The organism is Desulfosporosinus sp. Sb-LF (genome assembly GCF_004766055.1).
Lineage (GTDB): Bacteria > Bacillota > Desulfitobacteriia > Desulfitobacteriales > Desulfitobacteriaceae > Desulfosporosinus.
Map to the genome: position 1 here is coordinate 77,685 of NZ_SPQR01000009.1, position 22,356 is coordinate 100,040.

At 39.2% G+C, this 22,356-nt stretch carries 25 protein-coding genes and 1 pseudogene; 8 read left to right on the forward strand and 18 right to left on the reverse strand.

Annotated elements, in window-relative coordinates; all coding sequences use genetic code 11:
• Nucleotides 1–147: 147 nt before the first annotated feature.
• Together E4K68_RS14415 and E4K68_RS14420 are read right to left on the reverse strand one after the other, a co-directional pair.
• Nucleotides 148–1,008: a DnaD domain protein gene (locus E4K68_RS14415; RefSeq protein WP_135379637.1), complete on the reverse strand. Its 861-nt coding sequence runs from the start codon at nt 1,006–1,008 to the stop codon at nt 148–150.
• 46 nt (nt 1,009–1,054) lie between these two features.
• The gene (locus E4K68_RS14420; protein WP_135379638.1) at nt 1,055–1,270 is read right to left on the reverse strand and encodes a helix-turn-helix transcriptional regulator; all 216 of its coding nucleotides are present in this window, start codon (nt 1,268–1,270) and stop codon (nt 1,055–1,057) included.
• Between the two features lie 547 nt (nt 1,271–1,817).
• Here E4K68_RS14420 and E4K68_RS14425 point away from each other — a divergent pair.
• From E4K68_RS14425 to E4K68_RS14445, 5 genes are all read left to right on the forward strand, one after another.
• A complete protein-coding gene (locus E4K68_RS14425; RefSeq protein WP_135379639.1) occupies nt 1,818–2,039 on the forward strand; it encodes a DUF1659 domain-containing protein in 222 nt (73 codons plus the stop codon).
• Nucleotides 2,040–2,089: 50 nt separating this feature from the next.
• Nucleotides 2,090–2,329 carry a DUF2922 domain-containing protein gene (locus tag E4K68_RS14430; protein ID WP_135379640.1) on the forward strand — a complete coding sequence of 80 codons (240 nt, stop codon included), beginning with the start codon at nt 2,090–2,092 and terminating at the stop codon, nt 2,327–2,329.
• Nucleotides 2,330–2,467: 138 nt separating this feature from the next.
• Nucleotides 2,468–2,614 carry a YvrJ family protein gene (locus E4K68_RS14435; RefSeq protein WP_135379641.1) on the forward strand — a complete coding sequence of 49 codons (147 nt, stop codon included), beginning with the start codon at nt 2,468–2,470 and terminating at the stop codon, nt 2,612–2,614.
• 21 nt (nt 2,615–2,635) lie between these two features.
• Complete coding sequence (locus E4K68_RS14440; RefSeq protein WP_135379642.1) at nt 2,636–3,085, forward strand: peptidoglycan recognition family protein; 450 nt, start codon at nt 2,636–2,638, stop codon at nt 3,083–3,085.
• A gap of 168 nt (nt 3,086–3,253) precedes the next feature.
• On the forward strand, nt 3,254–4,399 hold the full coding sequence (locus E4K68_RS14445) for a VanW family protein (protein ID WP_135379643.1): 1,146 nt from the start codon (nt 3,254–3,256) through the stop codon (nt 4,397–4,399).
• 183 nt (nt 4,400–4,582) lie between these two features.
• On the opposite strand, the gene E4K68_RS21140 is transcribed toward E4K68_RS14445, so the two are convergent.
• Entirely contained in the window at nt 4,583–4,930 is a 348-nt protein-coding gene (locus E4K68_RS21140) for a hypothetical protein (protein WP_243450384.1), read from the reverse strand.
• 38 nt (nt 4,931–4,968) lie between these two features.
• On the opposite strand from E4K68_RS21140, the gene E4K68_RS14455 reads away from it, so the two are divergent.
• Nucleotides 4,969–5,388 carry a helix-turn-helix domain-containing protein gene (locus tag E4K68_RS14455; protein ID WP_135379644.1) on the forward strand — a complete coding sequence of 140 codons (420 nt, stop codon included), beginning with the start codon at nt 4,969–4,971 and terminating at the stop codon, nt 5,386–5,388.
• Entirely contained in the window at nt 5,385–5,930 is a 546-nt protein-coding gene (locus tag E4K68_RS14460) for an IS3 family transposase (protein WP_243450396.1), read from the forward strand. Before E4K68_RS14455 ends, E4K68_RS14460 begins: the two co-directional genes overlap by 4 nt.
• Here E4K68_RS14460 and E4K68_RS14465 read toward each other — a convergent pair.
• A pseudogene (locus tag E4K68_RS14465) lies at nt 5,886–6,718 on the reverse strand (transposase). The gene E4K68_RS14460 and the pseudogene E4K68_RS14465 sit on opposite strands and share 45 nt — an antisense overlap.
• Before the next feature lie 255 nt (nt 6,719–6,973).
• Between E4K68_RS14465 and E4K68_RS14470 the strand changes: the two are divergent.
• A complete protein-coding gene (locus E4K68_RS14470) occupies nt 6,974–7,387 on the forward strand; it encodes an ImmA/IrrE family metallo-endopeptidase (protein WP_135379646.1) in 414 nt (137 codons plus the stop codon).
• 163 nt (nt 7,388–7,550) lie between these two features.
• On the opposite strand, the gene E4K68_RS14475 is transcribed toward E4K68_RS14470, so the two are convergent.
• From E4K68_RS14475 to E4K68_RS14540, 14 genes are all read right to left on the reverse strand, one after another.
• A complete protein-coding gene (locus E4K68_RS14475) occupies nt 7,551–9,020 on the reverse strand; it encodes an oligosaccharide flippase family protein (protein WP_206751207.1) in 1,470 nt (489 codons plus the stop codon).
• A 158-nt stretch (nt 9,021–9,178) separates the two neighbouring features.
• Entirely contained in the window at nt 9,179–10,003 is an 825-nt protein-coding gene (locus E4K68_RS14480) for a glycosyltransferase (RefSeq protein ID WP_135379648.1), read from the reverse strand.
• Entirely contained in the window at nt 9,978–11,240 is a 1,263-nt protein-coding gene (locus E4K68_RS14485; protein WP_135379649.1) for an O-antigen ligase family protein, read from the reverse strand. Before E4K68_RS14485 ends, E4K68_RS14480 begins: the two co-directional genes overlap by 26 nt.
• Before the next feature lie 22 nt (nt 11,241–11,262).
• A complete protein-coding gene (locus E4K68_RS14490) occupies nt 11,263–12,216 on the reverse strand; it encodes a glycosyltransferase family 2 protein (protein WP_158291430.1) in 954 nt (317 codons plus the stop codon).
• A gap of 142 nt (nt 12,217–12,358) precedes the next feature.
• Nucleotides 12,359–13,345, reverse strand: coding sequence for an acyltransferase family protein (locus tag E4K68_RS14495; protein ID WP_135379651.1), 987 nt, complete (start codon nt 13,343–13,345; stop codon nt 12,359–12,361).
• 20 nt (nt 13,346–13,365) lie between these two features.
• Nucleotides 13,366–14,448: a glycosyltransferase family 1 protein gene (locus E4K68_RS14500; protein WP_135379652.1), complete on the reverse strand. Its 1,083-nt coding sequence runs from the start codon at nt 14,446–14,448 to the stop codon at nt 13,366–13,368.
• Between the two features lie 41 nt (nt 14,449–14,489).
• On the reverse strand, nt 14,490–15,464 hold the full coding sequence (locus E4K68_RS14505) for a capsular polysaccharide synthesis protein (protein WP_135379653.1): 975 nt from the start codon (nt 15,462–15,464) through the stop codon (nt 14,490–14,492).
• A gap of 29 nt (nt 15,465–15,493) precedes the next feature.
• Complete coding sequence (locus tag E4K68_RS14510) at nt 15,494–16,603, reverse strand: glycosyltransferase family 1 protein (RefSeq protein WP_135379654.1); 1,110 nt, start codon at nt 16,601–16,603, stop codon at nt 15,494–15,496.
• A 16-nt stretch (nt 16,604–16,619) separates the two neighbouring features.
• On the reverse strand, nt 16,620–17,363 hold the full coding sequence (locus tag E4K68_RS14515; protein ID WP_135379655.1) for a WecB/TagA/CpsF family glycosyltransferase: 744 nt from the start codon (nt 17,361–17,363) through the stop codon (nt 16,620–16,622).
• A gap of 18 nt (nt 17,364–17,381) precedes the next feature.
• Nucleotides 17,382–18,395 (reverse strand): GDP-mannose 4,6-dehydratase, encoded by a 1,014-nt coding sequence (locus E4K68_RS14520; RefSeq protein ID WP_135379656.1) that lies wholly within the window; start codon nt 18,393–18,395, stop codon nt 17,382–17,384.
• A gap of 6 nt (nt 18,396–18,401) precedes the next feature.
• Complete coding sequence (gene gmd / locus E4K68_RS14525) at nt 18,402–19,442, reverse strand: GDP-mannose 4,6-dehydratase (RefSeq protein ID WP_135379657.1); 1,041 nt, start codon at nt 19,440–19,442, stop codon at nt 18,402–18,404.
• A 190-nt stretch (nt 19,443–19,632) separates the two neighbouring features.
• The gene (locus E4K68_RS14530) at nt 19,633–19,854 is read right to left on the reverse strand and encodes a hypothetical protein (RefSeq protein ID WP_135379658.1); all 222 of its coding nucleotides are present in this window, start codon (nt 19,852–19,854) and stop codon (nt 19,633–19,635) included.
• Nucleotides 19,848–20,807, reverse strand: a complete 960-nt coding sequence (locus tag E4K68_RS14535; RefSeq protein ID WP_135379659.1) for a mannose-1-phosphate guanylyltransferase — start codon at nt 20,805–20,807, stop codon at nt 19,848–19,850. Before E4K68_RS14535 ends, E4K68_RS14530 begins: the two co-directional genes overlap by 7 nt.
• Nucleotides 20,758–22,008 carry a nucleotide sugar dehydrogenase gene (locus E4K68_RS14540; RefSeq protein ID WP_135379660.1) on the reverse strand — a complete coding sequence of 417 codons (1,251 nt, stop codon included), beginning with the start codon at nt 22,006–22,008 and terminating at the stop codon, nt 20,758–20,760. The genes E4K68_RS14535 and E4K68_RS14540 overlap by 50 nt, the downstream gene beginning before the upstream one ends.
• Nucleotides 22,009–22,356 lie beyond the last annotated feature (348 nt).

Consider the following 22,356-nt stretch of genomic DNA (forward strand, 5'->3'; position numbering starts at 1 on the left):
CTCAATACTATTTTTAGTATTCTCTGCTTTTCTCTGAAAATATTCCTTAAATACCAATCTTCTATATTCGACAGGGATAAGACGAATTCCTCCGTTCTAGGTTAGGAATACAGAATTATTTTAGAAAGACCTTCATGCGATATCCGCCTAACTGACCTCGGAACGCTTAAGAAAGCGCAAATCATCCCAACGCTTTTTAGCGACATCTATGTCCTCGATACACCTGACACCTTCTTGGTACCAATTTCGCAAGATCCCCAAGACATAACCCATCTGGCGATTGTCAGCAGCAACTGCACATCGCAGCGCTTCCATCAAAAGATCCCCCGTATATCCAAGTCTAACAAAGCGATCTAATCCCTCCTTCTCGTACGGAGTCAATGGGTGCCCCACTTCTTCCATCCAACAGATAGCGAATTCAAGCTGTTCTTCGTTACCCCGTTGATCGTTATCCGTTATATCGTTATTTTCGTTGTTATATTGACGATTTAATGAATGATGGTTTAACGGATAACGTGGTAACTCGTTATCTCTTACAGAGATAACGTTTTCAGGAACATCCTGTCTAGGGAAGACTACGTCTTCCCTAGACTTAAGAGCACGTTGACTCAGTGAGACAGAATCTGTCTCACTGCTTGTCCCGAAACTAGTCCCAGAGCCTGTCCCACAATCTATCCCAGGACTTGTCGCTAAGCTTGTCCCCTCATCAATGTCTGGCCAAAGTCCAACGACTAATAACTTCCCATCCCGTTCAATATGCAACACACCGAGCTCTACCAACTTATTCCTAGCCCTTTCAAACGTTTTTCGTTCATGAATTCCAGCGACTGTACGCCATTCTTCAGCCGTGAGCCTGACTGTCTTGGTTCCCGATTTCTCCTGGGATCCTAACTGCTGTTGAACCATACGTTTCAATTCAATGACCGCGATCAGCGCTACTCCACTAGCCCCCACTTGACTTCCTAAGGACAACTGTAAAAATCGTTCTATTCCAGCCCATGCTTGCATATCCCCTGCCCCTTTCTACATTCAACGTCTCCCCATAATCCGCAGCTTATCTCGTCAGATCTGTACTGTAAGCACTTAGAGCCTCGGAAATTCTCTTCGACCAATTTGGGCTCATCGAGCGTCGCCCCCGTTCCAAATCACTGATGATACTCGGAGCAATACCTGTCCTATCAGCTAATTCTCTTTGACTACCAATGCCAGCCTTTAGGCGAGCATCTCTCATGGTTCGTCCTGCGTAAATCACTTGACTCCTCTCACTCATACCCTCACCTCCTCTTGCATCAAATTCTTTTTACATTGAATGGTATCCCATTAACAATCTTTTCTATATATGAACTATTATAACTCAACCGAACATTTCAGAACATAGGTTCCGGGCGATTCGACAAAATCTCGGTGATGAAATCACACCTCAAAAAACCCTCATCGCACATGCCACAAGGATTTAAAGCTTTGTATTTTTTTGAATTGTGATACTTTTCGACATGAATCTGCCTAACTCTCAGTTTTTTGAAAGCATTTATATCTGATAATTATTTCATCCAATCGTAAGGCTCCCATTTTAACAATTGGGAGAGGGTGTGATTTCATAACCTAACTTCAGCAAGGCTGTTGACAGAAATATTCAGTGTCAAGTATACTAAATATAGAACAAACGTTCTCGGGCAGGGAACGGTTCACATGATCTCTACCTGCCCTAGAGATCTGTGAATAACCCTTCCCAAGTAAAGCAGTCGGCAGAAACCGGCTGCTTTTTCTTACGAAAACGTTTGTTATGACCAAACTTAGGTCGAAAGGAGGTGAACAAGATGGCTGTTATCTCAAGTGCTAAAGACACAGTGATGGTAGTAACCTATCAAACCGGTTTAACCCCAGAAGGCTCTCCGAAACTCAGTCAGCGTAGCTTCCCGAATCTGAAATCTGACGCCCTGGACCAAGACGTCTATGACGTGGCCACTGCCCTGTATGGACTTCAAGATTACCCACTAATCGGGGTACGTCGGGACAACCGTTTTGACCTCGCGGAGTAATCGAGTGCCAGTAACCTTTGTGATTAATCGTATAGAAAGGAGGAAAAATCATGGCTAGTACAAGCAAAAAAGTCTTACGCATGACCTTTAACAATGCTCTTGGGAGTGCGGTAAGTTTCACCCTGCCAGAACCTAAAGTGGATCTGACTGCTGTTCAGATCGAAGCAGTCATGGATCAGATGATCGCCAAGAATATCTTCTTGACATCCGGTGGTGCGCTCGTATCTAAACGAGATATCAAGATCATCGATACGACAACCGACGACCTTTACGAAATACCTGTAGCGTAAGCAATGTGCGACCATTGCGCCTCAGCGGATAGCTTCGGGGAGGAGGGGCATTCGAAGCTCCTCCTTCTCTCATAAGAGTCTGAATGAATCATCAGCATAATCATTTTAGAGAAAAGTCACTGAAAGGGAGGGAACCGCATGGAAGATATGTTGAAACTCGTGGGTAATTTTGGCTTTCCGATCGTGGTGAGCGCCTATTTACTGGTGCGGATCGAAGGAAAACTCAACGAACTTTCCTCGAGCATTACGGAACTTGCCAAGGCTGTTGCCATCCTAAGAGCTTAAAATAAGAGGAGGAATATGGGGATGGATTGGCAAAAGATCGTCATTCACCACACAGCAAGTCCCACAGAAGTGCGTCGTTCCGGAAGTATCGTTCCAGTCGACGCAGCCATGATTCGGGAGTGGCATAAAACCAAGGGTTGGAGCGATATCGGCTATCACTTCGTGATTATGCCAGATGGTCGTTGTGAAGAAGGAAGACCCTTATACCGACCAGGAGCCCATTGCAACGTAGGGCATCGTAATTTTATTGGAATCGGAGTTTGTCTAGTAGGGAATTTCAGCGAGACAGAAGTTCCGGATGCTCAACTCAGCGGTCTAGTAACTAAAATAGTTCAACTTATGGAGGCCTTTAAGCTAGGTATTGAGGCCGTTGAACTGCACCGAGACGTATCTGGAGCTACCACAGAATGCCCCGGACGGTACTTCCCGACAGATAGTTTGATGAAGGAGTTGGAAGAGAGTTTTCGTTGAAACGAGTTAGAAACTTCATTATAGAGAGTAGCAAATGCTGCACTGAGAAATTCAGGGCAGCATTTCTTCAGTGAGAGCATTGAGATTGTTAGACATAATTTGTCATGAAATTTTTCTCCCTTACCGCATATAGTTAAACGTTACTAGCCGAGAAGGGAGATCTTTAACGTGGAAGAGGATGCTAGCCCTGCGGAACTATCAAGAAGCCAAGGTTTTTTAAAACGGCATAAAATCCTACTAATTATCTTAAGTACTGGAATAATCTTATTCGGAGTTCTTACTCTTACACTCGTTTTATATACCCAGGACAGAGGACAAATTGCCAAAGGAGTTATCTTAGAAATCCCTTTGGGACAGCTCCCTATTGAGGAGGCCCATTCGAAACTTAAACAACTGAGAAACGAGACTTATAAACGACCCGTTCAGTTCATATCCGGCGATAAAAAGTTCAATATAAGCATGGAGGAACTTGGTTTCACCTATTCCTATGATGAACCACTTCGACAAGCCTCTCTCATTGGGCGAGAAGGAACCCTCTTTAACAAGGCGATTAGTAAGTACAAAGCAAGCTTTGGAATCACCTTTAAACCTGACTATCACTGGAATGATCAAGTCCTTACGGAGGCATTGACTAAACATCTCTCGACCTTGAACATTCCTGCAGAGGATGCGCACTTTTCCATTAACTCGGATAACTCCCTGCAGATTATCCTAGAAAAACCCGGGAAACAAGTCGATATTAATTCCCTCATCACGAGCATAAAAAAGCAGGCCCTTGATGAGGCCCAAATAATCTCTATTCCCTTCAGCACAGTCACGCCAAGCCTTACGAAAACGGTCCTCGAGAATGTAAAATTGAACAAACACCTAAGTGACTACACCACCTGCTTTAATCCAAACCAGAAAGAACGAACACTCAACATTCAGCTTGCATCCAAAGCCCTCGATGGCTTGGTGTTAAAACCTGGAGGGGTGTTCTCTTTTAACAATTCTGTAGGCCCCAGAACTGCCGAGGCTGGTTACCAGGAAGCCATAATTATTGAAGGGAACAAATTCGTTCCCGGTCTAGGTGGAGGAGTCTGTCAAGTTTCCAGCACCCTTTACAATGCCGTTCTTTTGGCATCTCCATCCCTAAACGTTATCGAACGTTCGCGTCATAGCTTACCCATTGCCTATGTCCCTCCTGGTCAAGATGCAACAGTAGCTTATCCAACTCTAGATTTTAAGTTCAGAAATGATTCAAATGGCTATCTTCTTATCCGTAGTTCCATCAATAACAATACATTATTGTTTAGTCTAGTCATTTTCTCATAAATAACCGGTTACGCAAACGTTAGTTTAAGTAATTAATGGTATAGCATTTATTGATTTCTTACGAAAATATAGTCTCCAACGTCTATTACCTGTCTTGGACTTATACATTCCTGTCTATAATAGACATAGAATGCCCGAGATCCCCCTTGGATCTCTTAAATATTCTGTTTATGATTTTACTCTTCAGGCCTTCAGAACTTGATAACCCTTCAATTGAAGTTGTCTAATTAGGCGCTGTTCCTTTTCTTCTTCGCGTTTGACAAGGTACTCTGTACCCAATTCTTTATATGGCTCCCTGGTCAGTAATATCTTATATGCAATCCGGAGAATTAGATGTCCTAATGCAAGCAAAGCCTTTTTCTTTCCCATACGTTTTACCCATCGCCAAAATGTCGAGGATAGTCGGGTGTTTTTGGTTTTAGAAGCTGCCCAGGCACATTCACATAAAACTGACTTTAATGCTTTGTTACCCGAAGTGAATAATATGCTCCGCAAGAGCCACCAATGAACTGCACCCCAAATATTGGACATTGTGATATAATCATTTTGTTCATGAAAGGGGTTCCAAGATGGTTATCAAAGGTCAAAAACTGAAGCACTACTCTGGAGACTTTAAACTAAGTGCAGTTGAAGAAGTGCTAACCGATCATATGGGTCTAAGAGAGACAGCACGAAAATATGGAGTAACTCATAAGATGGTTCAAACCTGGATTCGTTTGTTTCTTGAAAAAGGTAAGGATTCTCTTTACTCTAATGCCTCAAAACATAAAACGACGTTGATTAATGAAGTTCCACCCACACAAATCTCAGATTTTAAAGACCAAGTTACGCCACGAAAGCTAAGGCATCCCAAAGTGGACGAGTCTTCATTGCCTGATGAAATTCGTAATGAACTCAATAAGTTACGAATGGAGAATGAATATCTAAAAAAATTGAACGCCTTAGTCCGGAAAAAGGAAAAGTCACAAACAAGGATAAAGCTCAAATAGTACACGAGCTAAGGCGTAAATATAAAGTCAATGAGCTAGTAAAAATGGCTGGTATACCTCGAAGCACATATTACTATTACACTAAATCCCAAAGTAAACTAGACAAGTATGCTACGATTCGGCCAGTTATGAAGCAAATCTTCACTGATAATAAGGGTCGTTATGGTTATCGTCGGGTAACCGCTAAACTAAAGAAACAAGGTATGGTCATCAACCATAAAACGGTAATGAGGCTAATGAAAGAATCAAACCTACATTGCTTTGTACGAATAAAAAAATACAATTCGTATCGAGGTGATGTAGGTAAAGTTGCACCAAACCTGTTAAATCGCGAATTTCAAGCAGCCAAACCTAATGAAAAGTGGGTTACTGATATCACAGAGTTTCATCTGTATGGTCAGAAGATATATTTATCTCCCATTTTGGATTTGTATAATGGAGAAATTATCAGCTACGACATTTCTAATCATCCTCGATTTTCACAGGTTATGGTAATGTTAGATCGGGCTTTTAAAAAGATACCTGACAATACCGGGAGTTAAACAATGGTCTATTCTCATCTCAACATGAGCAATTGTTTGTTCTAAAAACTTCAAGTGTTCCCAAGAATAACGGATCATTTCTCGATGATGGCCTCTTAGTCGGCTGTTTAAAGCATCGACTAAACCGAGAACTTTGCTTTTCACTTTACCTTTTACCATCTGGGTAAGCTTTTCGGCTGTGATGACTTCTCCATCAATAAGTGACCCTATGATATTGCGCCCCGAGACACCGAAAATGTCGGAAATATAGGTTGTGATCTTTATATTAGCATCCTGCAAAACCTTATGAATCCGATTTTTCTCCTGAGTCGTATCCTGAAGAATTTTTTTCCTGTATCGAGTTAGATCTCTTAAATCACGGATCTCCACGGGCGGAACAAAACTTCCTGCAATTAAACCACTTCGAAGGAGTTGGGCAATCCATTCCGCATCTTTGACATCCGTTTTTCGTCCAGGAACATTCTTGATTCGTTGGGCATTGGTCCGAGGATGAGTTGAAACGTTCCCGTCTCGAGAATGTTCCACACGGGCTTCCAGTAGATTCCTGTACTTTCCATCGCAACATGAGAACACTTTTGCTCTTCTAGCCAGTCAGCTAGTTTCAAAAGATCAGGCGTCGTTGTGCTAAACATCCTAATTTCCTTTTTGGGCTTATGTTCAAGGGGCCCTAAAAGAACACAAGCAACTACTGTTTCCTGATGGACATCCAACCCAGCACAGCATTCCAAAACAGCATCCATTAAACCACACCTCCCAATAAGGCAGGTGACCCAACAACCGAAGAACATCTATCGAAATTTCTTACACGTGCTCAAGGCACATTTACCTGTACTCATAGGTTGTTGGAACCAGTTTATACTCCGGGGTATAATCCACCATAAATCAAACGGCTTACAGCACCTACCTAGTTATGATTATCCCAGGTTATCGATGCTATGAATAGTTAATCCTTGTATAATTTTCATTCCTCCCTGTGAACAGAAAGTTCATGAACGTTTATACTGAAAACTGACCACAGTTTTTGTGGTCAATTTTCAGTATAAATCAACAGTAAGTTTGGACGAAAACAAAAGGGGTACTTCTTCCAGCAATCGCGCATTAAGATCATCGTCATTAATTCTTCGCTTCCTGAAGATCTACAACGAATTATCTGCGCCCATGAGTTAGGTCATGCTCTTCTTCATAAAGATCTTGCAGCCAAAAATACGCTCAATGATTTCGCCTTGTTTGACACCGTAGCTAAGCCGGAATTCGAGGCTAACCTCTTCGCTGCGGAACTTCTTATTAGCGACAATGCGGTGATCGAAGGATTAAACGACGATTTGTCTTTTTTTGGCGTTGCCAGTGCTCTGTATGCCCCAGCTGAGCTCCTTGATCTCAAGTTTCGCATTTTGAAACACAAGGGGTATCGCCTAGAAGCCCCAATCCATGCACGTGGAGATTTTTTGAGACATTAAGATGTAACATAGATTGAAAAGGCTCAAACTTATGTTTTTAATTGTAAGAATTGTTCCCCGTTGTGCAAGGGTACGACCCCGGCACAATTCCCGATGAGACGGAGGGGATTGCGCCGAGCATAGAGCGCAGCGGAACCGAAGACTGCTATAAATGTTTATTAAATTATTTTTCATTATCTTCACCCTTCAATTTCTTTATTTTTAATGTTTCTATAATCATTTTATATAGATAAGTGGCTCCAGAGCTCGCACATCTTCTATACAACAGTAGTAAAATTGAGACGCAAATTACATACAGTACAACAGAAATAACACCAAATTGATAAAAAGTATTATACCACGCATAAAGAACCGCAATGACCGTCATAATATAAAATCTTGTCAATGCAAAATCAATATAAAAGTATCTGTTTGAGATAAGCGTCCTGAGTGTGAAAAACACTATATAGGAAATGCCAGTTGAAATCGCCGCCCCTTTGTATCCATAAACCGGAACCAGAAAAGAATTTCCCACAAAATTTACTAAGCAGGAAATTGCACCGATTACAATCTGCATTTTGCTTTTCTTCATAAATACTATTCCAGACACTGTTGTCTCCGAAATCGTATACATGATTGGATTGAAAATCAGAAAAGGTAGAATGTAGGCAGCCTCTCTAAATTCTGAGCCGAGCAATAACACAAGCAAGTCTTTCACTAGAATCAGGGAGAAACCAATCCCAAACATCACGATTGTGATGTACTGATTAACCTGTTGATAAAACTTGCAGTCTTCTTTATCATTTTCATAATGCTCTACAGCCATAGGAGCCCACAATGAATTAAAAGTAGACTGAATAATTGCGAAAATATTAACAAGTGACAGAGCACTGGAATATATTCCAACTTCTTTGTACGTACAGAAATAATTCAGAGAGATTTTGTCCACAGCTTGAAACAGCTGAGTCATGCCCATTGAAATGATAAATGGCCAACCGTATTGAACCAAACTTTTAAATGAAACTGAAATTTGGGTTGTGCAATTTCGAAAATTCCATACATCCTTCTGCCAAAAAATACTAAAGAGCAGGCAAAGCAACCCTGCAGTCACCGTTGCAAGAATGAGGGAGAGAAAATAGTCGATCTTTATAAAGAACATTAGTGGAAGAGCCAATCCTACATAAACAGATTTTGACAAAATATTCAAAAGTGAAAACAGTTTTGATTTATATTCCAGTCTGACAACTAAAACACTGAAACGATAAATAAGCTGGAATAAAATATGGATACACAACAGAACTATTACCTTTGGTGCAAATTCAAATTCAATAATGTGGAACACAGATAATATAATCACAATGACACTAATTGCCACTGTGGAGAGTACCGGTACAACAACACATTTGAACAACAACCCACTTCTATACTTCAAGTCTTTTTCAGAATAGTAGTATCTGACTAATGATTGATCCAAACCAAGGCAAAGCACCATTATCGCGATACTCGTATACATATTAAAAATGGAAAGCTGACCATAATCCTCCGGGGTAATGATTCTTGTGATAATTGGTGTTGTCAATAACCCCATAAACATGGTGATTAGTGTGCCAGCACCAATCACCATAAAATGCTTAATAAAACTGTTCTCTTTCATAACGCTCTCCATAAACATAATATTAGGTTTTATGCTCTATTAAACGGATCTTCCGTATTTCTCTACACTGATAACAAGTCAGTCAGTTCAACGATCATACTATATCCATACAACATACGTTCTGTCATAATCTGATTTTCTTCTGCTCTTGAACTACTTTAGTTAAAATTAATCTTGAAATAGTTACACACATTACTCATACATATATCGTTGTTCTCTCCAAAATAATTAAGATTCATTAAGGCATTTTCTTGAGTGTCTTCAACTGGCCATGGATACTGCTTCGTAGAATCAGTTTTCACAACTGGAATATTAGAAATAACTTCAATTCCTTTTAGCCAAATATCATCATTTGTAAGTGATAATTTCTTGATTAAAGATAAATCAAATGTTTCTTCGGGAAAAATTTGTGCTGGATAAAGAACTCCACCAATTCCCAACGCGCATACATTATGTGAGGGTTCAACAATTGTATTACATTCAAATTCCCAATCACTATACTTAGCTACCTTTCCTTGAGCGTCTGTAATAATTCGATGTACTCTTCTAGATACAACACAATTGGGATATTGCTTATGCTTAGCCATAAGTAATTCAATTGTATCAGTTCTGTAAATCATATCATCATCAAAAGTAACAACCAATTTGTCCCGATATTCCTGCAAAGCATAGTAATATTTCTTATGAGGCTTGATATTCTCTGGTCTATTTAAAATAACGAGGCCCTTTTTCTGAAGCTTTAAAACCTTTTTGGGAAGTGCAACTTTGTCCACATCCTCGTCCAAATATAGTACTATTTTTTCCGGCCGCACACTTTGCCTAAATGCACTGTTCAGGCTAGAGTAAATCTTATCAAATCTGGCTGGATAACTCGTTATTGATACCACTATACCGTTTCCCTCTGTTAATGTTTTAAAAACAGGTACATGAGAATAATAAAATCGAATCGCAATCAATTTAAGCTTTGATAATAATTGACGCATTTTGACTCATCCTCCTTTTCATATCCCACGCAAATTCCAAAAGAACAAAAAGCAACGGGTAACTGGAATAGGCGCTATATGATTCTACCATCATAATAACTAGGTAGACACTTATACTTATAATAAGTAGCTTTTGATACTTCATATGCTCATGCCTATAAATCTTACCAAGTCTCCCCAGCGGGACAGCTACAATTACCAAAAAAAGAAATAGACCTACTATTCCGGAATGAAGCAAAACATCCAATATTTGATTATGAGCGCCCGAAACTCCAATCCTCCAAAAAAATACTGTCTTTGCTCGCTCTATATTATAACCATATCCGATGAGTGGTGATTCTTTGATGTATTCCAAAGCCCAGCCCCATATGACAGTTCTGCCACCCAGAGTTAAGCCTATATTATATGCATTCAAAAGAATACTAAACAACTTCTGAAGTTGCATTGAAATCAAGCCTATAAATAAAATCCCAGATACAACAATTGCTTTTTTACCAGATAGCATTTTATATAAATTACGTGATTTCATCAGAACCAAGATCAAAAACAAACCTATTATTCCTGTTACAGATAGTGTAATAACAACTTGCAAAATACATATTAAGTTAAACAATTTATAAATATTTTTGCCCCGAATCTGTAAAAGATAATAATTCAAAACAATTGTCGGCAACACAAACGAAATAAGACCATTATCATAGCCAAGAAAGTAAACATCTCCAACGCTACCCATAACAGTTGAACTATTCGCGTACTCCATTCCTCCATAAAACAGTATAATTGTAAATAAATTCACAAACTGTAAGATATTCAAACTTATTGTGAATAATTCCAACTCTTCTGTATCTTTACTGAGTATAATCCAATGAAAATAAAATGCAGCCACTGCAATGTTCACAACGAAACTTATACATTGTTCCATATCAACGCCGGACTTCCAAGTAGAATATGTCGTTAAAAGAAGTAGCAGAGACAATAATATCAAATAAATAGAAACATTTACCTTCCCTTTTTTCAGTCCTAATAAAAGATAATATGCTCCGCGAACGAGCATCAAAGCAATACCGATATATCTACAAACTGAAAAAAAGTGATCTATCATTCCTAGTCCGCTAAACATTGAAAATCCAGATATGGCGGTGCCTCTAAAAAAGCTGTATGTCAGAATGAGAAATATAAACAGTTTGGGAATTTTATTAAAAGAAATCAATTTTTTTTTTCGTGAATTAACTTCCAAAATATTAACCTCCTCAATTACATCATTTGCGTTTTTTCAAAACATACAACTTAGACTCTAGTTTAGTAATAATTTCATATTTGAATAAGAAAGAAAGTATATATTCTAGCCAATTTTTTAGTCCATTATTCTTCAAAAACGGCTTCAGTGTTTTTCTGTACTCTTTTCTACAATTGCTGCGCAAATAGCGATAGGAAACATTTCGAATATTATTTTGCTCTAACCGCTGCCTTTGGTCTGTTGTTAAACAAGCCAATTCCTTTTCAAACTTTGTTTCAATATAATTCAGTGCTAATAAATATTTATTTACATTGTTTGTAATCTGTGTACTATTTCCTAAATATTGATAATAACGGATTAGAGGCTTCTTGATGATATCTACTTCACATGACATACAAACACGATACGACAGTTCAATTTCCTGTATTGCTGGTATGTTCTCATCAAAACCTCCAATTGCATCTAAAATTCCTTTGTATATCATCATAGTGCTAGTCACATTCATCCAACTGGATACAAAAAAGTCGTATGGCTGATGATTGATTTTCAAATTGGAGTAAGACACATATTCCTTCCCTCCAATTACATAAACATATTCCAAATCACATGAAACAGCTTTGATTCTCGTGTTATCATTCAGGTAATTAACCTGAATTTCCGTCTTATCCGGTTTCCACTCATCATCATCATCAAGAAAAGCAACCGTCTCACCGCTTGCCATACGGATACCAGTATTACGGGCATAGTTTCCTCCTCTGGTTTCCTCAAGTGGAATCTTTTTATACTTAACACGATGGTCTCTCTTCATCACTTGCCTAATATAATCTTCTGTATCATCGGAAGAATTGTCATCTACAACAATGATTTCAAGATTTTTATATGTCTGATTCAACACACTTTTTAATGCGCGCTCTAATAAATTTCTTCGGTTGTGTGTAGTAATTACTACAGACACCAACCAGCTGCTATCGGCCATAATTCCTCCATTGTTTGAATGATTTCTCATCTAATATATATTTAGACTGGGTTTTGTTGTTATCCACAATCCATATATTATATGTATTAAAACATTCACAAGAATAATTCTCTTCTCACTGACCATACTCTTTATTAATGCTTTATTGATCCTTTGATCTTACCTTTCTTATTGGTTTTCCTACCATAAATGGTAAATATTTGTATATTATTAATGCTGTTATACTTAATATCGAAATCGCAACAATAACTGGAATCACGCACAAGACAACCGTATTTATTACTCCTAAATGGCCTAACACGGATCGGAGGCTTTGTAGCAAAAATCCCTGGAATGAAAAATAGATAATAGAATGAGTTCCAACAAACCCAAGAAATTTCTTTTTTCCTAGTAGCTGAGAAATTAACAGAACAATCGCTGTTGCAATCAATGCCTCCAGCACAAAAAGCCACTGGAAACCAAACCGTTCCTCATGAATATTCACATCATTATCATACATTAGGCAGAGTACCAGATAAATAATAATCATTCCTGCCAACACAATTGGGTGATTTAGAATATTCTTAATTTTTTCCTCATGTAGCCGGTATACAAATCCCCACGAAACAAAAACAGACGAAACACAGGCGATTTCAAACTGCCACGGCAGATGGACGCCACCCCATGCAATATAAACAAATCCGACAATTCCAATCAGGTGAGATATGAGAAGGACCACCTTTTCATTTGTGGAATATCGAACAATCACATAAAACATGAGTTCACAAACAAATAAACATGCAAAAAACCACAGAGATTCATATCCGTCCGCTTGTTGAATTAGAATTCCAAGCAAGCGCACATAGAAAGGAATATTCTTAAACAGTACACCTACAACACCATTAATTAGACTCAGGAAAACCAATGGAACTAAAATCGTTCGAACCTTCTGCAGGAAGAAATTCTTAAAAGAATCCCGCATATTAAAGGTATAACCGCTTGCAAAGAAAAATCCAGATAAAAAAAACGGTGTATATAACCTGATCCAAACTGTAGGTGGATATGCATGAGATATAATGACAAAAATCATGCACAGACCCTTTAATGTGTCAACCCACGGGATCCTGCTCCGTAAACTTGTTGTCTTCATAAATTCTCTCTTCTCCCAATTTACAAGTCATTCATCAGCATATTATAGAAAGTTTCCGCAGATTTTTTCCATGAATATTTTTCAAGTGCTACACGAGCATTACAAACATTTGAAGCCATTATTCTTTTTAAATCAATATTTTCATAGTTATAAGGGTCAATATAATGAGCCGTATCACCATAGATTTCCGGCAAACATGATGCTTTAGCCACAATAATCTGGCTTCCTTCGCTCAATGCTTCTAATGGTGGAATACCAAATCCTTCATAAAACGATGGCTGAATAAACGCCTTGCAATATTTCATCAACGACTTTATCTCTTCATCTGACAAATACCCCGTAAAAAATACATTGTCAGGAATATCGTCTTCCATGTCCGATGACTTTTGAAAATTTGTACCTGTAATTACAAAACATTCATTCGCATTCTGTTTTGCTGATTTAATGATCCATTTAATATTCTTATGGAAATAACGACTTCCCAAGGCAAAGAAATAATTTTCTTTATCAAATCCCTGCGGCAGTTTACTAAGGATTTCATCGTCATAGCCAATATTGTTAATATGCTGCCATGCACAACTGATAACGACGATTTTATCCTCTGGAATGCCAATATATTTAATAATATCCTTTTTAGCATCATTGCTCAGAGTAATTACCTTTTTTGCCTTTCTAGCAGACTTGATGATTCGGTATGCATTTAGCTTTCGTGCAATTTTTTCCTTTGCTCCCGGAAAATTTCGTGGATATTTTAGAGTAATGCAATCAAAAACAGCACAAATATCACATTTGAATAGTTGCTGAGCAAATGCCAAATCGACAGAAACGCCGTTTACACGAGCCACATAAAGCGGATATGCTACCTTTTGCCAGATCTTCATTCCGCTTTTTCCTTTTTTCATTAGCCATGGTGCAACTTCAACAATTTTGAGATTCTTAAATTGAACATGAATATCTTCCTTGGACGGAACAGCTATTTCAATATTACTGCAGTCAAGCCCTGCATCAAGCTCACGAACAATTTCGGTTGAAAATCTATGCAATCCAACGGGTCGTTTTTCGGCTAAAAAATATCCGTCTATAACGAATCTTCTATTCCTCATACTGCTCCTCCGTCAATTTAATCTCTCTTGTAAGGGCTTCTTTAATCCTCGATCAAACGGCCAAAATAAGTCTTATTGCCGTTAACTACCGGCTCATACTTCTCTTTGTATGTTAATTTATGAATATAGGCTCGTTGAATAAGCTTCTGATAATGTACTTCATCAACCTTTTCATTTCTGATAGGCTCCAAGAAGTCAAATACGCCCATATTATTAGTTGGAACTTTTCTGATCAATTTTTCAAAATCAGTTATTTCCTCAAAGCCAATACCTATAATACAGTCAAGTATCAAATAACATATTATTGTATCTTCTTTGCTCCAATATTCCATGAGCATATCATAACAATAGTTGATAAAATCATTATTTCTTCCACTAGCTAGCAAGCTCAACGACCACAAGTCCTTTGATACAACCCACTTTCTCAGTTCATTGTTAGAAATTGAAAAGAAACAACAATCATAAAATTCTTTCTGCAAAGGAGCTGTGACATAATAGGTACTATCCAGCCAAATACCTCCGTGCTGTTTCAATAGTGTAATCCGTAAAATATCAGAAAATGCAGCTATCGAAATTTTCCCTTCCTCAAACTTTTTCACAATAAAGTCAGGAACATCCGCATAGTCCTTGTAATTATCTTTGTCCAAGACAATAACCGGGTGATTCGCCGAATTTCTTTTTATGCTTTCCAAGCACAAATTGACTGGATACAGAGTCTTATCCTCTCCTTGCCACCAAAATGTCCATATTGGCGCATCATTTTCTATTTTTTCAGACAAACTGTATGTTTTCTTAGCTTTGTATTTATTTATAATATTAGAATAGTGTGCACGTAAATAAGTTTTGCAGGTTTCATGCCTTTTGAAGTGCATTTTTTCATAAAGTCTCATTGCTCCGACTCTACGAACAAAACCGTCAGCAAACGACCAAAAGCCTAACCAAAATCCGTATTCTGTAAAATACTCTACAAGGAGTTTTACATTTGCCAGCTCCTTTTTTAGCTTTGCTTCATTCATGGTTAACTCCTTTATTCAAGGCTTCATTTTTATCTCATTCTAGATTCGATTTTCTTTGCTTCTACAGCCCAAGAAAACTTTTCAGACTGCTTCTTTCCCTCTAAAATCAATCTTTTAATTTCTTCCGCATTTAATGATATTGCTCGCAACAAACCCATTGTTAAATCAGAATCATCTTCATTTTTGAAATAAAGGGCAGCATCTCCAAGAACTTCTGACAGTGAAGAAGCGTCTGAAGATAAAACGGGTGTCCCACAAGCCATAGCTTCTAGCGGTGGCATACCAAATCCTTCATATTTAGATGGGAAAACGAACAGTGTGGCATTCCCATAAACATCCGGAAGATCTTCATCAGCAATAAAGCCAGTGAAATAAATCTGTTCTTTGACACTTTGTTCAATTCCGTTTAATAGAGCATCTAGTTTCCATCCCTTTCTTCCTGCCAGCACCAGCGAAATAGACATATCCCCCCGCAAGACCAATTTTCGATAAGCTTTTACCAAAAGTTGTAGATTCTTACGTGGTTCAAGTGTTGAAAGTGAAAGGATGTATTTATCTGGAAGATTATACTTTTTCTTAATATTTTCTTGACCTCCCTTGTCCTCTATAAAAGTATTAAATTTATCATCAATACCACAATAAATCAACCATATCTTGTTTGCATCATAATTTAGTCTCTCTGAAATCCTTTGTTCAGAAAATTTAGAAATCGTGATAATATTGCTGCACTTAAGCATCGCCAAACGATGCGATATTCTAAAATACCATTTACTCATACCATTCATCGTTTCAGGACAATCCCAACAACATATATCATGAATTGTTGAAACCATATTCTTCTTCCAAAGTAGCCACGGTACTGGAAAAGCCAAAAACAGATAATAATCGGCCCTATATTTTCTAATCACCAATGGCAACTTCACCTGATTAAACAACAATTTTTTGCAAGCTTCTATGATAACTGTTTTCACATTTTCCTGCTTACTAACGCTTTCAAAAAGCATATGCACTTTTCCTTTGAAACATAGGATGTAATCATTATTTCTATTTTTGATTAACTCCAAGACCAAGCACGCAGCATAGCGTTCAATTCCCGAAAAGTTATCCGCTAAAGATGTAAGATCAATCAAAATAGTCATATTATTTATCTTCCAGTCATTTATTTCGACATTTTATAATTATGGGCACAATTGATACTGCATCATTCCAATATCTTTTGGCCAAACGTTTCGGCTCTTTGATTGTTCGGTATAGCCACTCAAGTCCTACCTTCGACATCCACTTCGGAGCTCTTTTTACATTGCCTGCCTCAAAATCAATGGTTGCTCCTATAGAAATGCTCAATGGAACCGAATATTCATGCAAATGGTGATAAATAAATTTTTCTCCTTTTGGAGAACCTAGAGAAACCGCTAAGATATCCGGATTTGCTTCAGTAATGAGTTTTCGAATTTTCTCTAACTCATTCGTATTTTTCTCAAACCCAAATGGCGGAGAGTAAGTACCAACAATATTCAATCCCATATATTGCTCTTTCAAATTAGCGGCCGCTTTAGCAGCTACTCCATTGGCAGCTCCTAATATATAAATACTATAGCCTTTCATTGCCGCCATTTGGCATATTTCGGGAAATATATCCGAGCCAGAAACTTTTTCCTTAATTGATGTTCCCAGCAATTTAGAAATCCAAATAAGTGGTTTACCGTCTGCCAATATTAAATCTGCATTTTTGTACACTTTAGCAAATTCATCATCTTTTTCTAGAATTACTATGTGATCTAGATTCGGTGTGACAACATATGCGCTATTATTTTCTTGAATTAGTGAAGCTATACTGTCCACAGCCTCTTCCATTGACACATTGTCAATTTTTGTATTTAAAAAATCAATCCTGGGCATAACGATCCCTCTCGTAATTCATTGTGTTCTAACATAGTATTCAAACATTTCTCTCAAAGCATCAAAAACGCTGTATTCCGGCTTCCAACCAAGCTCTTTCTCAATCAAACCGTTATCGCAGCAAATCACAGAATTATCAACGGGGCGGAATCTATCCGGATCCACTTCAACAGTAATGTCTTGACTGCTTAAAGACACGATGTAATCCAGCATTTCATTCAGTCCATGTGCTTGGCCAGAGCCAACATTATAATTCTTCATGCAGTCATCGCTCTCAATAATCATTCGATAAGCTCTGACAATATCCTTAACATGGCTAAAATCACGTTTCGCTGCAAGATTACCCACCTTAATTGTTCCAGACTTTCCTGTCTTTTCAATCTCTGCGGCTTGTTTGCAAAAGCTTGGCAAAACAAACGAATCTCTCTGGCCAACGCCTGTGTGGTTGAACGGTCGAACACAATAGACCTTCATTCCATACTGTTCCTTGTAGAGAGCCGCAAACCTCTCTTGTGTCACCTTAGAAATACCGTAAGGGTTATTCGCATTCAGTGGTGTTCCTTCATTCATCGGTTTATCAGAGGTTTCATATTCCTCGCTTGAACCGATGAACATTACCTTTGGCATCACTTCCTGTTTTCTTGCCGCTTCCATAATGTTTAATGCACCTACCACATTTACCATCATCGTTGTCTGTGGAATATTCCAAGACGCACCCACGCTGCTGATAGCTGCAAGGTTTACGACCATATCTGGCTTTGTATCAGAAATGAGGTGAAGTACATCCTCACCATTCATTAGGTCTACTTTGGTAAATTCAACTTCTATCTGAAGATTTCCCGGTTTATTTATATCGCTTCCGTATACTTCATAGCCAGCATCCAGGAATTCCTGCGCCAGATAATGACCTACTAATCCCCCGATTCCAAAAATCAATACTTTTACATCCAAAATATTAACCTCCAGCCATAAACAGGAATAGAGAAAGCTGTCCACCAACGCCAGCATATCTGACAGCATCCTCTTTCCCATCACTTCTTACTTCTTTGCAGCTTCTTTCTTCGCCAGCTGCAGGTCATGCTCTGCCATCAGAGCGCACAGCTGCTCATAACTGGTCTTCTGAGGATTCCAGCCCAGCTTGGTCTTAGCCTTGGTCGGATCACCCCAAAGGTTGACAACATCGGTCGGACGGAACCACTGGGGATTAACACAAACCATCATTTTTCTAGTCTTTTTGTCATATCCTTTCTCATCCATGCCTTCGCCCTTCCACTCAAGTTCGATACCATCGTTAGCGAAAGCCAGAGTGGTAAACTCGCGAACAGTGTGCTGAACACCGGTAGCAATAACATAGTCATCCGGCTCGTCCTGCTGAAGGATCAGCCACATGCACTCTACATAGTCCTTTGCATAGCCCCAGTCACGCAGGGAGTCCAGATTACCCAGTTCCAGATTGTCCTGCAGACCACAAGCAATTCGTCCGGCTGCCAGCGTAATCTTACGAGTAACAAAATTCTCACCACGGCGCTCGGACTCATGATTGAACAAAATACCATTGCAGGCGAACATACCATAGGCCTCGCGGTATTCTTTCATCATCCAGAAACCATACTGTTTGGCAACAGCATATGGGCTGTAAGGATAGAACGGAGTTTTCTCATTCTGCGGGAACTCCTCAACCTTGCCATACAGCTCAGAAGTGGAAGCTTGATAAATGCGGCAGGTCTTATCCAGTCCCAGCATGTGGACAGCCTCCAGAATACGCAGTACACCCAGTGCATCTACATCACCAGTGTACTCAGCAGCATCAAAGCTGACACCAACATGGCTCTGTGCAGCCAAATTGTAGATTTCGTCTGGCTTCACCTCATTAACCACGCGGATAATGCTGGAAGAGTCAGACAAATCACCATCATGCAGTTTGATTGCATTCCTTGCAATCAGATGATCTATACGCTCAGTGTTAGAGACAGAAGAACGGCGGACAATACCATGAACTTCATAGCCTTTTTCCAGCAGAAACTCTGCCAGATAGGAACCATCCTGTCCAGTAATACCAGTAATCAATGCTTTTTTCATTTTCAATAATCTCCTTTAGTGTTAATTGACCTACATTGTGTCGAATAGCGTTTCAAATCTCTCTGTTAATTGCAGCTTATTTCTATGTGTGGCATACCCTGTAATCGTTGTATGTCATATATGACTCACTACAATAGAAAGCAGCCCATTAACCTTAATTGTTCCTGTTACAGTTGGAACAAAAACACTCTCACCAGGCTACAATCTCCATTTTGGAGTCCTGTAATTCCATCGTTCCATTACCCTTGATACAAACAATAGAATTGAACTTGCTGTCATCAATAGGTATCTTTGTTTCTCCATTTGCCTCATAAACAACAGATTCAAAGTACTTGCAGTTGCTAAGTACTTTGCCTTCCTCATCTTCATTCCGTTCTAATGCTACCTGCTCATACTGATTGAAGTTCAGCACATCCAGTGCCTTCCCAGAATGAGGCATTTCAGATGCAGAACATCCATCATGTCCCAGCTTCCAACATCATTCCAACCAAACTCGCCCGGAATGACAAGCACATTACCTTTAGAAGCAGAAGGTTCCATGATTGCATAGTCAATAGAAATATTACAGATGTTGGGATAAACAGCTTCAATCGTTTCATTTTCTGCATCTGTTCCCATTGCATCGCCAACATTCGCCAATTTCTTGTAAATATTAGGAATATATTCCTTGAACTTTTCCAGAATCACACTGGCTTTCCAAACGAACATTCCACTATTCCATGAGTATACACCAGAGGCAACATACTCTTTAGCCTTTTCTTCATTTGGCTTTTCCTTAAACTCGATAACTGGCTTTGCATTATCGTTGCTAGCGCCATCGAACTTGATATAACCAAATCCAGTAGACGGGAAGGTCGGTGTAACGCCAATGGTCACAAGTTTGTTGCTCTGTTCCGCTGCTTTCACCGCACTATTCAGTATTCTGGTAAAACCTGCAGTGTCCTTGATATAGTGATCAGAAGATGTAATGACCATAATGCCATCACCGTACTTCTTGATAATTTCCATTGCTGCATAGCCAATGCAAGCCGCCGTATTGCGAGCTGACGGCTCAGACAGGACATGATCCGGTTGGATTCTGCCCTCTGTTGTTTTGAGCATTGGAGGAACCTGAGTTGCATTAGTTATAATAAAAATGTTTTTCTTATCAACAACATAAGACAGACGATCAACTGCTTCATTGACTATCAGCTCATTGCCTGTCAAATTCAATAACTGTTTAGGGGTCTTTTGTCTGGAAAGCGGCCAAAAGCGAGTACCACCGCCACCGGCCATAATTACTCCATAAGTATTCGTTGTTCTATCTCTTGTGGAATCAGTCTCTTCTAAAAATATCTCTCGTATAAACCTTATCCTGAACGTCATCCAAACAGCTATCGTAGCGGTTCGCGATAATAGCCTGGCTCTGAGCCTTAAATGCCTCCAAATCATTGACGACCTTACTACCGAAGAAAGTGCTTCCATCTTCGAGAGTCGGTTCGTAAACAATTACGGTTGCACCTTTGGCTTTGACACGCTTCATAACACCCTGAATGGAGCTCTGGCGGAAGTTATCGGAGTTACTCTTCATTGTTAACCTATATACACCGATAACACATTTCTTTTCATCGGCTGCGCTGTATTCCCCACGATTGTAGTAGTCATAGTAACCAGCCATCCGGAGGACACGATCGGCAATGAAGTCCTTACGAGTCCTGTTTGACTCGACAATCGCTCCTATAATGTTTTCAGGAACATCCATATAGTTAGCATGTAACTGTTTAGTGTCTTTCGGCAGGCAGTAACCACCATAACCGAAGGATGGATTGTTGTAGTGACTACCGATACGTGGATCAAGGCAAACACCGTCGATGATATGCTTGGTTTTTAAACCTTTCATTTCAGCATAAGTATCCAGTTCGTTAACGTAGCTGATGCGAAGTGCCAAATACGTATTAGCGAACAGCTTGACAGCTTCGGCCTCAGTGAAGCACATAAACAGTGTATCGATGTTCTCCTTGATTGCACCTTCAGCTAGTAAAGCTGCAAATGTATGAGCAGCCTCTACTAGACGCTCATCCTCCATATCAGTACCGACAACGATGCGGCTCGGATACAGATTGTCATATAACGCCTTGCTCTCGCGCAGGAATTCCGGGCTAAAGATGATGTTCTTGCTACCAGTTTTTTCACGAATATGAGCTGTATATTCCACAGGAATTGTAGATTTGATGACCACGATAGCGTTCGGGTTATATTCCATAACCAACTGTATAACCGTTTCAACTGCTGAAGTGTCAAAAAAATTTTTCTTGCTATCGTAATTAGTCGGTGCAGCAATTACAACAAAATCCGCATTACTATATGCCATCCTTGCGTCCATCGTTGCAGTTAGATCCAATTCCTTAGTGGCAAGATATTCTTGAATTTCCTTGTCCACGATGGGCGATTTTCTGTTGTTGATCATCTCCACTTTTTCCTGGATGATATCCACTGCAAAAACCTTATGATGCTGAGACAATAGTACGGCAATTGATAACCCTACATAGCCAGTACCGGCTACAGCAATGCAGTATTTTTTACCCATGATTAATTCCTCTTCCCCGCTCAACGAACGGCCCTCAATTTATATCTCTTTAACTCAACTTTCGCAGAGCGAAAGTTTGTTTAAACCATTGGTGTTAAACGAAAAGGTACTCCGACAATATGTTCATTGACGATAGAAAACACCCCTTTCATTTGGTATAGTGAATTTGTCCAGAACCCACTACCAAATAGAAAATGAGGTGTCTTCTACTTGATAATGATAACGCATAAGGAACAAAAAAATTAACAACCAAAAGAGACGCTTTTAAGGGATTAAGACTCTAGAACATTTAAGAAGCTAAGGTATTACGAAGAATTTAGGCTTTAGTTGCTCCTATCTCTTCCAAGT

Coding starts and splice junctions, on each gene's coding strand:
- gmd (WP_135379657.1), bottom strand. CDS start 19,442: ATGAAAAAAGCATTGATTACTGGTATTACTGGACAGGATGGTTCCTAT.
- E4K68_RS14475 (WP_206751207.1), bottom strand. CDS start 9,020: ATGAAAGAGAACAGTTTTATTAAGCATTTTATGGTGATTGGTGCTGGC.
- E4K68_RS21140 (WP_243450384.1), bottom strand. CDS start 4,930: ATGTCCAATATTTGGGGTGCAGTTCATTGGTGGCTCTTGCGGAGCATA.
- E4K68_RS14520 (WP_135379656.1), bottom strand. CDS start 18,395: ATGGGAAAGAGGATGCTGTCAGATATGCTGGCGTTGGTGGACAGCTTT.
- E4K68_RS14540 (WP_135379660.1), bottom strand. CDS start 22,008: ATGGGTAAAAAATACTGCATTGCTGTAGCCGGTACTGGCTATGTAGGG.
- E4K68_RS14425 (WP_135379639.1), top strand. CDS start 1,818: ATGGCTGTTATCTCAAGTGCTAAAGACACAGTGATGGTAGTAACCTAT.
- E4K68_RS14430 (WP_135379640.1), top strand. CDS start 2,090: ATGGCTAGTACAAGCAAAAAAGTCTTACGCATGACCTTTAACAATGCT.
- E4K68_RS14435 (WP_135379641.1), top strand. CDS start 2,468: ATGGAAGATATGTTGAAACTCGTGGGTAATTTTGGCTTTCCGATCGTG.
- E4K68_RS14480 (WP_135379648.1), bottom strand. CDS start 10,003: ATGCGTCAATTATTATCAAAGCTTAAATTGATTGCGATTCGATTTTAT.
- E4K68_RS14510 (WP_135379654.1), bottom strand. CDS start 16,603: ATGACTATTTTGATTGATCTTACATCTTTAGCGGATAACTTTTCGGGA.
- E4K68_RS14515 (WP_135379655.1), bottom strand. CDS start 17,363: ATGCCCAGGATTGATTTTTTAAATACAAAAATTGACAATGTGTCAATG.
- E4K68_RS14415 (WP_135379637.1), bottom strand. CDS start 1,008: ATGCAAGCATGGGCTGGAATAGAACGATTTTTACAGTTGTCCTTAGGA.
- E4K68_RS14455 (WP_135379644.1), top strand. CDS start 4,969: ATGGTTATCAAAGGTCAAAAACTGAAGCACTACTCTGGAGACTTTAAA.
- E4K68_RS14495 (WP_135379651.1), bottom strand. CDS start 13,345: ATGAAGACAACAAGTTTACGGAGCAGGATCCCGTGGGTTGACACATTA.
- E4K68_RS14490 (WP_158291430.1), bottom strand. CDS start 12,216: ATGGCCGATAGCAGCTGGTTGGTGTCTGTAGTAATTACTACACACAAC.
- E4K68_RS14500 (WP_135379652.1), bottom strand. CDS start 14,448: ATGAGGAATAGAAGATTCGTTATAGACGGATATTTTTTAGCCGAAAAA.
- E4K68_RS14440 (WP_135379642.1), top strand. CDS start 2,636: ATGGATTGGCAAAAGATCGTCATTCACCACACAGCAAGTCCCACAGAA.
- E4K68_RS14535 (WP_135379659.1), bottom strand. CDS start 20,807: ATGACGTTCAGGATAAGGTTTATACGAGAGATATTTTTAGAAGAGACT.
- E4K68_RS14420 (WP_135379638.1), bottom strand. CDS start 1,270: ATGAGTGAGAGGAGTCAAGTGATTTACGCAGGACGAACCATGAGAGAT.
- E4K68_RS14505 (WP_135379653.1), bottom strand. CDS start 15,464: ATGAATGAAGCAAAGCTAAAAAAGGAGCTGGCAAATGTAAAACTCCTT.